This window comes from Nostoc sp. LEGE 12454 (assembly GCF_056620565.1).
This window is the reverse complement of the sequence record NZ_JBWQXL010000027.1, coordinates 17,796-33,473: the sequence shown is the minus strand read 5'-3', so window position 1 is coordinate 33,473 and position 15,678 is coordinate 17,796. Positions and strand designations below refer to the sequence as shown.

The 15,678-nt window shown below is 37.8% G+C and carries 4 protein-coding genes; all 4 read left to right on the top strand.

The features are described 5' to 3' along the window. Positions 1-512: 512 nt before the first annotated feature. Positions 513-5,732: a beta-ketoacyl synthase N-terminal-like domain-containing protein gene (locus tag AC1F2U_RS23635; RefSeq protein ID WP_480263317.1), complete on the top strand. Its 5,220-nt coding sequence runs from the start codon at positions 513-515 to the stop codon at positions 5,730-5,732. A gap of 130 nt (positions 5,733-5,862) precedes the next feature. Further along, a complete protein-coding gene (locus tag AC1F2U_RS23630; protein WP_480263316.1) occupies positions 5,863-8,607 on the top strand; it encodes a type I polyketide synthase in 2,745 nt (914 codons plus the stop codon). Further along, the gene (locus AC1F2U_RS23625) at positions 8,604-11,462 is read left to right on the top strand and encodes a type I polyketide synthase (RefSeq protein ID WP_480263315.1); all 2,859 of its coding nucleotides are present in this window, start codon (positions 8,604-8,606) and stop codon (positions 11,460-11,462) included. The genes AC1F2U_RS23630 and AC1F2U_RS23625 overlap by 4 nt, the downstream gene beginning before the upstream one ends. Next, a complete protein-coding gene (locus tag AC1F2U_RS23620; RefSeq protein WP_480263314.1) occupies positions 11,459-15,670 on the top strand; it encodes an amino acid adenylation domain-containing protein in 4,212 nt (1,403 codons plus the stop codon). Before AC1F2U_RS23625 ends, AC1F2U_RS23620 begins: the two co-directional genes overlap by 4 nt. Positions 15,671-15,678: the final 8 nt, after the last annotated feature.

The window sequence follows — 15,678 nt, the reverse complement described above, 5'->3', positions numbered from 1 at the left end:
AGTAAATAGTACTTCCTTCTTCCCTCGGTCTGGTTAACAACTGGCATAAGTGAAGGAAAGAAAAAGTCTAGTCTTTTATTCAAGGGCATGACATGAGAAAGAATTTCTGTATGAAAATCAGGCGTTGCTGAATTAAAATATGAAAGTCAAAAATTCCATTTCTCAAACTCTTGCTCTCACGTAAGATAAATTCATACTCAATACGATTCAATTAAACATTTATTTTTTCTCTCGGTGTCCTCTGCGCCTCTGTAATTCGTTAAAAAAATTGGCTTTTTCAAAGCATTTTAGCCTTAACTGAACCGTATTTAATTCATACTTTCGTTCAGTAATGCCAAAAATCAATCGGCAAAATTGATCCAGAACCTGCCATCGTTTATCGAAAAAAGGCGCAAAAGCAATTTGAACGCGAGTTTAGATGTCTTTCTGTTAGGCTCCACAGTTTTGTCAGTCACCCAGTAGTTTTCGCTTTACTTACCATAAAAGAAGTAGATAAAATTGGGAGTTAAAAATTGAAACCTATAGCAATTGTAGGCATTGGATGTCGTTTTCCTGGAGCGAATAATTTAGAAGCCTACTGGCATTTGTTGAAAAATGGCGTAGATGCTATTGCAGAGATACCGCAAGCTCGATGGGATGTTGATGCTTTCTATGATCCAGATCCTACTAAACCTGGGAAAATGAACACTCGTTGGGGTGGTTTTTTAGATCATGTTTCCCTTTTTGACGCTAATTTTTTTGGGATTTCCCCTCGTGAAGCAGAAAGAATGGATCCCCAGCATAGGCTAGTGATGGAGGTAGCATGGGAAGCGTTAGAAAATGCTGGACTGTCACCAGATATTTTAGCAGGTAGTCAGACTGGAGTCTTTATTGCTATAGGTAATTACGATTATGGCTTGCTATTACGCAAAGATATATTTCGTACAGATGCCTATGATGGAATTGGTAGTTCTTTTAGTATTGCTCCTAACCGTCTATCATATTTCCTAAATCTTCATGGGCCAAGCATAGCTATAGATACTGCTTGTTCCTCGTCTTTAGTGGCATTAAATTTAGCTTGTCATAGTTTGGATAGGTTAGAATCTAATGTCTGTTTGGTAGGAGGAGTTAATTTAATTATTTCTCCAGAGTTAAACATTGCTCTTTCTAAAGCTAATATGATGGCCTCTGACGGACGCTGTAAAACTTTTGATGCTAAAGCTGACGGTTATGTTAGAGGGGAAGGGTGCGGTGTAGTTGTACTTAAACTTCTTGCAGATGCAATCCGAGATGGAGATACAATTCAAGCAGTTATTAAAGGTATAGCAATTAACCACGATGGAATGAGCAATGGTCTAACAGCACCGAATAGCCCATCTCAACAAATGCTGATTCGTAAAGCTTTAGAAGATGCTCAGGTAGCACCAGCGCAAATTAGCTATGTAGAAGCTCACGGTACTGGAACGCCTTTAGGCGATCCAATTGAAATTGAAGCTTTAAAAGCTGCATTGATGCCTGGTCGCTCTCTCAATCAACCTTGTTGGATTGGTTCTGTCAAAACTAATATTGGTCATTTGGAATCTGCTGCAGGAATAGCTAGTTTTATTAAAGTAGTACTTTCTTTACAACATAAGCAAATTCCTCCTAATTTACACTTAAAAGTATTAAATCCATATATTTCTCTAGCAAAGACACCTTTTTGTATTCCGACGGAGTGCCAGTCCTGGTCTGTTGATCAAGAAACCCGGTTAGCTGGGGTTAGTTCTTTTAGTATTGGCGGTACTAACTGCCATGTAATTCTAGAAGAAGCACCTTTGCTAACAAAGCCAACTAATGATGTAGAACGTCCTGTACATCTATTTACTCTTTCAGCAAAAAGTGAAGAGACACTAAATGAGTGGGTACTGCGTTATGAAAATTTTTTAACATCTCATCCTGAGATAGAACTGGCAGATATTTGTTTCACAGGGAATGTAGGGCGCTCGCATTTTGATCACCGTCTGGCTATTGTCTGTCAATCCACTACACATTTGCATGAGCAGTTAATTTTGTTAGCAGCTGGTAAACAGATCCCTGGAATTGTTAGCGGTCAATTGTCCAGTAAAAAATGCCCCAAGATAGCTTTTTTATTTACTGGTCAAGGGTCCCAACATATTGGTATGGGATATCAGCTTTATCAAACTAACCCTACTTTCCGGCAAGTTTTAGAACAATGTGATAAGACATTACGTCCTTACTTAGGTTTTTCAATCATCTCTATTCTTTTCTCATCGATTGATAAAAATCAGTTGTATAAAACAGAGTATGCACAACCAGCATTATTTGTCTTGGAATATGCTTTAGCAAAGCTTTGGCTTTCCTGGGGGATTATCCCTGATATTGTTATGGGTCACAGCTTGGGAGAATATGTAGCCGCCTGTTTTGCAGGGGTTTTTAGTCTTGAAGATGGGTTGAAACTGGTAGCCGAGCGAGGGCGATTAATGCAATCATTACCAAATGATGGTGTGATGGCTGCGGTGTTTACAAATGCAAGTATAGTTGCAGAAATCATTACTTCTTGTGGGAATAAGGTAGTCATTGCCGGGGTAAATAGTCCGAGTAATACGGTTATTTCTGGTCTGAATGTTGATGTTGAGAAAGTATTACAGCAGCTAGAAACAGCAGGTATCAAAACTAAGCTGTTAAATGTATCACAGGCTTTCCATTCACCTGCTATTGAGCCTATGCTTGCTGCTTTTAGCCAGGTTGCAGAACAAGTAAAATATGCCAAACCAAAAATACAGATAATTTCTAACTTAACTGGTCGGTTGGATAATGAAGCAATAACAACTTCTCAATATTGGTGTCGCCATGCACGGGAAGGTGTTCAGTTTGCTCAAGGAATGCAAACATTACATAACTTGGGTATAAAAATATTTTTGGAAATTGGCCCCAGTTCAACTTTAATAGCTATGGGTCGTCAAAATATTTTGCAAGCAAGCAGTGTTTGGTTACCTTCATTACATCCACAAATTGGGGAATGGCAACAGCTACTAAACAGCTTAGGAGAACTATATATTCGGGGTTATAAGATTAACTGGTTAGGTTTTGAGCAAGATTATCACCGTTCTCGACTTTCGATTTTACCAAATTATCCATTCCAGCGACAACGGTACTGGATTGAAGGTAATTTAGAAAATTCTTTTCAGCTACAGCCTCAATTATTGCAACTTTGGAATTCTTTAGTGCAAGCAGGCCGCGACCAAAGCTATAAAGGGGTTTTAGAATATAAGTTACCGACTGAGCAAAGACAAAATCAGTGTATGTATCAGTTGTGTATTAACTACATTAATTTAGCATTAAAAAAATTAAGGGCTTTTCGCCAAGATAAAGCTTATACTCTGGCTGAATTAGTAGACAGATTGGCTATTCGCTCTAGTTATAAGCAATTAGTTGCTAGATGGTTAGATGTATTAATAGAGAATGGACAATTACAAAAGGAAGGTGAATACTACATTAATTTTTCACCTATTGAAAGTAATAATTTTGAAGAATTAGTACAGGAAGTTAGAAATCAATGGGAAGGTACGCCACAATTAGTAGAAATTATTCAGCGTTCTGGGGAACATCTGGCAGAAATACTGATTGGAGAGGAGGATATTAGAGCTTTGCTCTTTTCTGGCGGTTTTTTAGATATTATGGCAAGTCTTTATCAAGAGACTCAATTTTCTAGCTATTACAATGCTATAGCTAGGGAAGCTATACAAGCCGTGATTAAAACTTTATCGTCGAATACCAGCCTAAGGATTATAGAAATCGGTGCGGGGACAGGAGGAACAACTTCATGGTTATTACCAATTTTGCCGATGCATCGAAGTACATATACATTTACAGACGTTTCTACCCTGTTTTTAAATAAAGCTACTAAAAAGTTTCATAAATACCCGTTTGTTAAGTATAGTTTACTGAACATTGAACAGTTACCTCAAAATCAAGGTTATGAAAGCCATAGCTATGATATAGTTCTGGCAGCAAATGTTCTTCATGCTACTCGTAACCTTGAAGAAACGCTACAAAATGTAAAGTCACTTTTAGCCCCTGGAGGAATTTTATTAGTTTGGGAAGTTACTCAGCCTTTGTTATGGTTTGATGTAGCTTTTGGACCACTGGTACAGCCGATTGAGGATGAAGAACTCAGACAAAATCAGCCGTTTATCTCGGTATCCCAATGGCAGAACTTATTAAAGGCTCAAGGTTTTAGCCAGGTTGAAGCTTTTCCTGAATCAGGTTTTGAGACTGAGGTTTTGGGGCAACATATATTAGTTGCACAAGCCCCAATATCCACAGAATCAAGCCTTGCAGCTTTTACAATGCCAATGCCCGTAAAGATTAATCAAAAATTTTCTATAAATAATTTTGGCTCACCAACAGCAGATTTAGCTCCGGAGACCCATGTTTTGCTAGGTAATAGGCTACATTCAGCCTTGCCAGATGTTCAATTTGAAACTTATTTGAATAAACATTCATTTCCCTACATCAAGAATTCTCCGGCTTTTGGAAAGATAATATTGCCAGCTTCTGTACAGTTAGAGATGTATTTGAGTGCTGTGATTGAGACTTTTGGTGTAGACATAAAAGTTTTAAATAATATTACTTTTCAAGAGATTTTGAGCTTATCGGAAGGGGAAACTAAAGTTATACAATCAATTTTAAGCCAGACGGAGAAAGAAAAATTTTCTTTCCGGATTTACAGTGTATCATCTTCTGTTGAATCAAAATTATCCAGATGGAGTTTAAATTGTATTGGTGAGTTTGATAATTCACTCCAAACAATTAAAGAACTCCAACAACAGAAAATGAATTTTGAAGAAATTCAGGGTCAATGTTCAGAGGAAGTACTTAATGTTGAGCTTTATCAAAATTATCTTAATCAAAGTTTACAATATTATGAAGAGACTGCCTTAGAAATTCAGGCTTTATGGCGAAAAGATAATGAGGTTTTGTCATTGTTAAGTCTACGACCAGAATTATCTACAACAGTAGACAATTATTATATACATCCAACCTTACTTGATGGCTGTATTCAGCTTGCTGGTGTGGATTGGTCAAAACCAGTAATTCGTGTGATAGCTGAAAATATCCATATTCCTACAGCGGTTAATGAAGTCCAATTTGACCATAAACCTGGGGCAAAAATTTGGCTCCATCTAGTTTTGCGATCACCTTACACCTCATCTAATGAAATAGTAACAGCAGATTTACATTTATTTGATGAAGATAAACAGTTTGCAGCCTCACTCATTGGTCTACATTTACAGCCTGCACACACTCAGAAACCTGAGCTTGTCCGTCAATTGGAAGCAGCTCTACCAAGTCATCGCTCAGAAATTTTAAGTCGTGCTATTTGTGCGGAACTTGCAGAAGTACTAAATTTAAGTACACCTTCTGAAATTCCTGAGCATAAAGGCTGGTTTGAAATGGGCATGGATTCTCTGACAGCAGTTGAATTTAAAAATCGGCTGGAAGTGAGTTTAGGTCAACGTTTGCCTTCGACTCTCACTTTTGATTACCCTAACACTGAAGCCTTGATTCATTATCTAATTAAGAAAATATTTTATTGTGGCTCTTCCCCGGTTACTATGCTTAAGCCGCAGATCGCTAATACTGACCAGCAAAATATAGCGATCACAGATGCAGAGATTGAACAGCTTTCTGAAGATGAACTAGTTACATTACTTGCCGAAGAATTAGCCCATCCTACGGAAATCAATTGAGATGAATACACCCCCTGATATACCTGATCGTCACTCTGTATTGAAAAATGCTTTGCTAGAGATGAAAACCCTACGTGCTAAACTCAAGAATCTTGAGTACTCGCGTAAAGAGCCCATTGCAATCATTGGTATGGGTTGTCGACTTCCAGGCGGCTCTAGTAATCCGGAGGCACTCTGGGAATTGTTGTGTAATGGAGTAGATGCAGTTGTTCCGGTTCCACAAAATAGATGGGATGTTGATAGTTTCTACGATCCGCGACCAGAAGCCCCTGGTAAAACTTATATGCAGTGGGGTGCTTTTTTAGATGAGGTGGATAGTTTTGATGCATCATTCTTTAATATTTCTCCCCGTGAAGCAGTTAGTATTGATCCTCAACAAAGGTTGCTGTTAGAGGTAAGCTGGGAGGCTTTAGAAAATGCAGGTTTAGCACCTAATCAATTATTTGGCAGTCTTACAGGGGTGTTTGTAGGTATTTGTGCTAACGATTACACTTACCTCCAAATGCAGAAAGATTATTACAAGAGTATTGATGCTTACAGAGCTACAGGCAATGCTCTTAGCGTTGCATCTGGTCGTTTATCTTACACTTTAGGCTTGAAAGGCCCTAGCCTGTCAGTTGATACAGCCTGTTCTTCTTCTTTAGTAGCTGTACATTTAGCATGTCAAAGTTTGCGAAATAGTGAATCAAATTTAGCGATCGTTGGTAGTGCGAATTTAATTTTATCACCTTACGCAAGTATTGCTTTTGCTAAATCTCGAATGTTAGCTAGTGATGGACGTTGTAAAACTTTTGATGCTGCTGCTGATGGCTTTACAAGAGGTGAGGGCTGCGGAGTAGTAATATTGAAACGCCTTTCGGATGCAATTAAAGATAGAGATAATATTTTAGCATTAATTCGGGGAACAGCTATTAATCAAGATGGAGCTAGTAGCGGTTTGACTGTTCCTAATGGGCCTTCCCAACAAATAGTTATTCGTCAGGCTTTAGCCAATGCTGATGTTAGCCCTGAACTTATTGATTATGTAGAAGCACATGGTACGGGTACTGCTTTAGGAGATCCAATTGAAGTACAAGCATTAGGGGAAGTCTTTCAAGCTCGTCCTGCTGATTCCCCCTTAGTTATTGGCTCAATAAAAACTAATATTGGGCATTTAGAAGCTGCTGCTGGAATAGCTGGGTTAATGAAAGTTGTTTTATCATTGCAGCATCAGCAAATCCCACCGCATTTGCATTTCAAAAAACCAAACACTAGAATTTCTTGGGCAGATATTCCTTTAACAGTCCCTACTAAGCTAACATACTGGAATGCTGAGAATAAGCGGCGTTATGCTGGACTAAGTTCATTTGGGTTTAGTGGTACTAATGCTCATATAATTTTTGAAGAAGCTCCAATCAAAGAACTTGAGCATGTAAAAATAGAGCGTCCTGTAAACATCCTGACTCTATCTGCTAAAAGTCCACAAGCTTTAAAACAGTTAGCAAAGCGATTTAAGCATCATTTAACTATGCACCCTTCGCAAGCATTGGCAGATGTCTGTTTTACTGCTAATAGTGGACGCAGTCATTTTTCCTGCCGTTTAGCCATTGTGGCTCCTTCAGCGAGTTCTATCTGTAATCAATTAGCAGAGTTTTTAGAAAAACAAGAATTTGCAGGAATGGTACGGTTTGGTAAACAAACAGACAGTCGTCAAAAAGTTGCTTTTCTGTTTACTGGGCAAGGATCTCAATACCTGGAGATGGGCCGTTATCTTTACGAAACTCAAGCAACTTTTCGGAAAGTACTCGATCAATGCAACGAACTACTGCAACCAGATTTGCCACAACCATTACTCTCAGTACTTTATCCTCGATGTGATGCAACACCTTTACTGCATGAAACCCAGTATGCACAACCAGCCCTATTCTCCTTAGAGTATGCATTAGCTGAACTTTGGCGTTCTTGGGGAGTTGTCCCTGAAGCCGTGATGGGCCATAGCGTTGGTGAGTATGTAGCGGCCTGTGTAGCCGGAGTATTCAGTTGGGAAGATGGATTGAAACTCATTGCTCAACGGGGAAGATTAATGCAGTCTTTACCTTGTAACGGTATGATGGCAGCGGTACAAACCAACAAACCACTGGTGCTTAAGGTTCTTTCAGCTTATCAGGGTTTAGTATCTATTGCTGCGGTCAATAGTCTTGAGCAGATAGTGATTTCAGGTGAGCATACAGCAATGCAAGCTGTTATTGAGGAGTTGCGATCGAAGTCTATTCCTGTCCATCTTCTACAAGTGTCTCATGCTTTCCATTCTCCTCTAATGGAGCCTATACTTAAGGAATTCCGGCAAATTGCACAGCAGGTTAAATTTAACACTCCCCAAATTCCTTTAGTTTCTAATCTCACAGGTCAGATTTGGAAATCAGGAAAGCCCCTAGATGCTGACTACTGGTGTCAACATATCCGTGAACCTGTTGAGTTTATGGCAGGAATTCAATCACTAGCTACCAATAACTATAAAATATTTGTCGAATTAGGACCAAATCCAACTCTTTCAAGATTGGGACAACAGTGCTTATCAGAAAATAATGTATTTTGGTTATCTTCTTTGGTACAGGGTCAAAGTGATTGGCAAGTTATGTTAAATAGTTTAGGTACTCTATATTGTCAGGGACGAAATCTAGATTGGGTAGGGTTTGACCAAAATTATCCACGTTACCGTATTCCTTTACCAACTTACCCTTTTGAAAGAGAACGATACTGGTTTGATGAATCACATTCATTGCCATTGAATTCATCCGACGATAAAAAAGTTTCAATAAGTAAGTCTAAAGCTCCTATTCATCCTTTGTTAGGAAAACGTATATCTAACTCAGCTTCAACAGGCGACGAAAAATGACAACATCAAGTATCCCATACATTAAATTTGAAACTCAGATCAGTACGGAATACCAGCCTTATCTGTTAGAGCATCGAGTGCAGGGTAAAATTATTTTCCCCTTAACTGGTTATATAGAAATGGCTCTGGCAGCAGCGACAGAAGTTTTTGGTACGGTTCAGCCTATTGCCGAAAACATTGAACTTAAAGAAGCGCTTATCTTAGCAGAAAGAGAAACGCGTAATATTAAATTTATTATTTGTTCGCAAATTTCTACTGAAACCGCTACTTTTGAGATTCTCAGTCAACGCTCAGATAATGAAGAGCTATTAAACCAATGGACTTTACACGTCAAAGGTGAGCTTCGTAATAAGACTAATGATACTAATAGTTTTATATCTGCATCATCAATATGCCTTGCAGATATAAAACAGCGTTGCTCTGAAATCATTCCCAGTTTTGCATTTTATCAGAGTTTACGCAGTCGGGGGATGGAGCATGGTCCTAGTTTTCAAGGGATACAACAAATTTATTGTGGTATGGGTGAAGCATTAGGCCAAATTTACCTACCGTCTATGCTTGCAGAGGAAGCATCTTTCTACCATATACACCCGGCATTTCTTGATGCTTGCATTCAAGTTTTAGTAGCTGCTCTCCCCTCAAATAGTTCTCAATTTTCTAGTTTTGCTACCTATTTACCCTATTGTTTAGAAAAAGTGTGCATTCACAAACCTGTTAGTACTCAGGTTTGGAGCTATGTTAATATTCGCTCAAATAACTTAGATACAAATCCTGATATTTTTGAATGTGATTTCTACTTAGTTGATGATTTAGGGGAAATTTTTGTAGAAATCTTGGGTTTAGGGTTACAGCGATTTGATAAAATTGAACACGATAAAAGTATAATTCCTTACTATCTTAAGAATTGGCTGTATCAATTACAGTGGCAACCTAAAATCGTGGAACACACGATTAAACCACTAACAAGTAATTATGCAGGCAAATGGTTGATTTTTGTAGAGAGTGACAAAAATTTGGGTAAAGAATTAGTTGCTTTATTCCAATCCTCCAATCATAGCTATATAGTTGTTTCCCCTGGTTCTAGTTATAGTATTTCTTCAGATAAAACACAAGCTTGGATTGATCCAGAGAATTTTGAGGATTATCAGAAGTTATTGCATTATGTTGGTAGCGATCATCAAATACCCTGTCGTGGAATAATACACTTGTGGAGTTTAAACACCGAACTGGCAAACAATAATATCAATACTCTAGATACTTCTCAAAAGTTAGGTTATCAAAGCATACTTTTGCTATTGCAAAGCTTAAATAGTATTACATGGTTAGAGACACCGAAAATCTGGCTAATAACCCGTGGCGCTCAACCAGTGAAGGCAAATGTAACAGATATCAATTTAGCATCATCCCTGCTTTGGGGCATGGGTAGAGCGATGGACTTAGAACATCCTGAATGGTTTGGTGGTTTGATTGATTTAGATCCTGAAGCACCCATAGAAGAAACTTCTATTTTATTTCAAAGTATTTGCCAATCAGATGCAGATAAACAAATTGCTTTCAGAGATGGAAAGTGTTATGTGCCGCGTTTAATACGTCAGCCCATCTCAGAAAAACCCATGCGTTCGTTCCAATGGCGCTTAAATGCTAGTTATCTGATCACCGGTGGACTTGGCGATTTGGGGCTGCAAGTTGCGCGTTGGATGGTACAGGAAGGAGCTAAAAACTTAATATTATTAGGGCGTACAAAACTGCCTCCCGCCTCTGAATGGAAGCAAATAACGGCAGATAGCCATATAGCAAATAAAATTATAGCAATTCAAGAATTGCAAAAACTGGGAGCAAATGTCATTTATGCTTCTGTCGATGTTGGCAACGAAAAAGAAATATCATCTTTTATTCAGCAAATTAAGCAAGATAAATTTCCTCAAATTCGTGGTATAGTTCATCTAGCTGGAGAATTGCGTGACGGAACAATACTAAAGCTCAATAAAACTACATTTGCAGAAGCCTTACACCCTAAAGTATTAGGAGCTTGGCTATTACACAAACTATTTGCAGATGCAGATATTGACTTTTTCGTATTATTCTCTTCAGCGGCTTCATTATTGGGTTCACCAGGACAAGCTAATTATACTGCTGCCAATACCTTTCTTGATGCTTTATCTCACTATCGCCATGCTCAAGGGAAACCTGCAATTAGTATTAACTGGGGAGCTTGGGCTGAAACAGGTATGGCAGTTAGGACAAAAGCATCTGGTTATTTTGACCCCAGTATATTAGGTAGTATGACAACTCAGCAAGGGTTGGCAGCATTTAACTATCTTTTACAACAAAATTTACCCCAAGTTGGTGTATTACCTATTAACTGGGCACAATGGCAGCAAGTTTATCCAAGTTTGAGCCAATCACCATTGTTTACATATGTTTTAAACTTAAGGCTTAATACAACAACCAGCGTACTGACAAGAGATACTATCTTAGCTGCAAAACCACAAGAGCGGCTTTCCATGATAGAAACTTTTATGCATCAAGAAGTAGCTAAAGTTTTAAGAATTTTACCCTCAAAACTTGATATTCATTTACCTCTGAATCAATCAGGGTTAGATTCTCTTATGGCTCTAGAATTGAAAAATAATATCGAGGCTGCTCTAGGAATTCTAGTACCTTTAGTGAAATTTATTGAGGGTAATAGTACTGCACAGCTTGCCATAGAAACGCTCGAAGAACTAATGGTAACAAGCAAAAAAATAAATGAGAAAGTTCAAGCAGAAAAGTTGCTTGCAGAACTTGAATATTTATCAGATACCGAAGTAAACGAACTACTTAATAAATTAGTTTTAGAAGAGGAAGATTCATGAGCGACTCCACTAAAAATACTGCAAATCTGCCACCGGACGAGAAGAGAGCTTTATTAGCAAAAATGTTAAGGGAAAAAGCTGAAACAGAACAAACACAATCAACAAAAACGGCTACTAAATTGCCCAGAATTGTACCTAATCCAAAGGAACGTTACAAACCATTTCCCCTGACAGATATTCAACAAGCATACTGGATTGGTCGTATGGGTGCTTTCCAGGGGGGAAATGTAGCCATTCATGCTTATATGGAAATTGAAAATACTAGTCTTGATTTAGTATCTTTAAATATCGCTTGGCAGCAATTAATTGAGCGTCATGATATGCTACGGTCAATTGTGCTTACAGATGGACAGCAACAGATATTGGCACAAGTTCCTCCTTACGAAATCAAAATCTTCGATTTACGGAACCAAGACCCTGCTGTAGTAGAAGACCATCTTTTAGTTACACGGCAGCGTTTATCTCATCAAGTACTACCATCTGAAAAATGGCCTCTATTTGAGATTTGTGCTTCTCGCTTAGATGATTCTTTGATTCGGCTCCATATTAGTATCGATGCCTTAAATATTGATATTGGGAGTTTTATGATCCTTATCCGAGAATGGGTACAAGTTTATCAAAATCCTGATATATCGCTTACTCCTTTAGAATTATCCTATCGAGATTATGTCTTGGCTTTAGAGGCTCTACGTGATTCAGACCTGTATCAAAAGTCATTAAATTATTGGCGCTCTCGCTTAGTTAGCCTTCCTCCAGCACCCGATTTACCATTTATTCAACTTAGTCAAAATACAGAGTCTTCTCAATTTTGCCGCTTCAGCTATCAACTAAATAAAGAAGCCTGGCAACGTTTAAAAGCACACGCTAGCCAAGCAGGATTAACCCCATCCGGAATATTACTAGCTGCCTACAGTGAAGTATTAACAATATGGAGTAGAATAGACCATTTTACCCTTAATGTGACGCTATTTAATCGTCTACCAGTCCATCCTCAAATCAATGACATTTTGGGCGATTTTACTTCAATTATTTTACTAGAAATAGATAATTCCGTCACAGATAACTTTATCACTCGCGCCCAAAAAATTCAAAGACAGCTTTGGAACGATTTAGAGCATCGTTTTGTGAGTGGAATTCAAGTATTACGAGAGCTAACCCATCATCTAGGGAAAACTGGTGAAGCTATCATGCCGATTGTATTTACCAGTGCGCTTGACTCGATTGGTAGTAGCCAAGGTTTAAATTCTTTAGCTCAACTTGGTGAAAAAGTCTATAGTATTAGCCAAACTCCTCAAGTCTGGTTAGATCACCAGGTATTTGAAGAAGATGGAACACTATTATTTAATTGGGATGCATTTGAAGCTATCTTCCCTGAAGGTCTACTTCAATATATGTTTGATGCTTACTGCCAACTACTTCAGAATTTAGCCAATAAGCCTACCATTTGGACGGAAGCCAATAATTGCTTAATACCATCTGCACAACTACAAAAAATAGCATTGCTCAATGGGGTTGAAGCTGATATCCCTGAAGAACTTTTACATACTTTATTTAGCCGACGAGCAAATCAACAGCCCAACTATCCAGCCATAATCACAACTAATTTGACTCTTAGCTATGAAGAAGTAGATTGCTACTCTAACCAAGTAGGTTCACAATTACGTAACTGGGGGGCACGTCCCAATACCTTAGTAGCAATCGTCATGGATAAAGGCTGGGAGCAAATTGTTGCAGTTTTGAGTATTCTTAAATCTGGTGCGGCTTATCTGCCTATTGACCCTAACATTCCTAACGATCGCCTCTTATTATTATTAGGCAACGGAGAAGTCAATATTGTACTGACTCAATCTTCGATAGACAATAAAATTCCCTGGCCCGCTCACATACATAAAATATATATAGATCAGCAACCCTTAGATGATATTAAACATCCACCGCTTAAACCTATCCAGAAACCCGAAGATTTAGCCTACGTCATTTATACATCCGGATCTACAGGACTTCCAAAAGGAGTCATGATTGAACATCGTAACGTCGTTAATAGAATTACTGATATTAATCAACGTTTTGGCATCAACCCAGGCGATCGAGCCTTAGCCCTCACATCTCTGCATCATGACCTATCAGTTTATGATATATTTGGCATTCTAACTGCTGGTGGAACTCTTGTTTTACCTGATGCCGGATTAACACGCGATCCGTCCCATTGGGTAAAATTAATATACCAAGAAAAAGTGACATTTTGGAACTCTGTGCCAGCATTTATGCAAATGTTGGTAGAGCATTTAGAAAATATACCTAATTTTCAAGACCATTTACTTCGTTCTTTACGCTTAGTTATATTATCCGGAGATTGGATTCCTGTCACACTACCTGACAGGCTCAGATCCTTAATTAATAGCGTTCAAGTTATTAGTGCGGGTGGGCCTACAGAAACAACTGTTTGGGATATTTGCTACCCAATTGTAACTGTAGATCCCAATTGGAAAAGTATTCCTTATGGTTGTCCCTTAACCAATGCCCGTTATTATATATTGAATGAAAAATTAATGCCTTGTCCTGTTTGGGTAGCTGGGCAGCTTTATATCGGCGGTGCAGGATTAGCAAGGGGTTATTGGCGCGATTCAGAAGAAACCAACAAAAAATTTATTCATCATCCCAAAACAGGTGAACGATTATACAACAGTGGCGATTTAGGAAAACTTCTTCCAGATGGAAATATTGAATTTTTAGGCAGAGAAGACTTCCAAATTAAACTTCGCGGTTATAGAGTAGAACTGGGTGAAATTGAAAAGGTTCTCTGTCAGCATCCAGAAGTAGAAAGCGTCGTAGTTACAATTACGGGTAGTCCCGGTAATGAAAGCCTAATTAGCTATATTGTTCCTAAGGATAAGCAACTAATAACCAACGAATTACAAATTCAAATTAAGCAGAAACTACCAGAAAACTTTAATCAGCAACAGGAAAAAAATATTATTCTTGATCCTTTGAAAAGGCTTGAGTTTAAAATTAAACAGCCTGGATTAAGACAAGACCTAAATAAATCATATGTCAATCTCTCCAAGCCTGAACTCACTGAAGAATTGAAACTAAAATATATCCAACGCCGCAGTTATCGAGAATTTTTAAGCAGCCTTATTTCCCTTCATCAGTTTAGCGAATTATTAAGTTGTCTATACAATATAGAAATAGATGCTTTACCTAAATATCAATATGCTTCTGCTGGGGGTTTATATCCAGTACAAACTTACCTCTATATCAAGCCTAACCGAATCGAAGGGCTCAAAGCAGGAATTTACTATTATCACCCTAAAGAACACTGTCTTCTTATCATCTCCGAATGCATCTTAACTAGCGAAGACATACATAGTTCAATCAATCGTGATGCATTTGAGGAATCAGCATTTTCTGTCTTTTTCATTGGACGAATGAATGCAATCACCCCTATGTATGGTAATTTATCCAAAGAATTTTGTTTACTTGAAGCTGGCTATATATCTCAATTACTGATGACTATAGCTTCAAGTCATAAAATTGGGCTTTGCCCAATAGGTGGAATAAATTTTGAAAAAATTCGCGATTTATTTCTCCTAGAAGAAAATGATATTTTTCTACATTCCTTAGTAGGAGGATTAATTAATTTTCAACCTAAAGTAAAGCAACCATTTAATACACAATTGTCCCTAAAGGATTCACCTCAAGTATTTAAGAAGAACAATTTTTTAGATATCGATTTAAAAAAATTATTACGGCAAAAGCTACCGAATTATATGGTTCCTTCACATCTAATATTTATAGATAGTCTTCCACTAAATCCAAATGGGAAAGTAGATCGTAAATCCCTACCGCTACCAAAGTATCTTAATATTAACCTTGATGAAATGGAAAATATAGCACAACCTAATACTCAAATTATGGAAAATCTTAAAGGGATTTTTCAAGAAGTATTAGAATTAAAGAATATTGGAATTCATGATAATTTCTTTGATTTAGGCGCAAATTCAATACATATTGTTAAAGCCCATAATAAATTGCAAAACATTTTTAATAAAAACATTCCAATAATTGAACTTTTCCAGTATTCAACATTAAATTCTTTAGCCCAATACCTGAGTCAAAAAATAGAAGAAAAGCAAATTTTGCAAGAAGCTGATCAAAGGGGTGAAGCTCGTAGAGAAGCCAGTAAGCGCCGTAAAAAATCTATCTAGCCATAAAA

Bases quoted from the DNA above. Each gene is read 5' to 3' on its own strand.
- AC1F2U_RS23625 (WP_480263315.1), top strand. From the start codon at position 8,604: ATGACAACATCAAGTATCCCATACATTAAATTTGAAACTCAGATCAGT.
- AC1F2U_RS23620 (WP_480263314.1), top strand. From the start codon at position 11,459: ATGAGCGACTCCACTAAAAATACTGCAAATCTGCCACCGGACGAGAAG.
- AC1F2U_RS23630 (WP_480263316.1), top strand. From the start codon at position 5,863: ATGGGTTGTCGACTTCCAGGCGGCTCTAGTAATCCGGAGGCACTCTGG.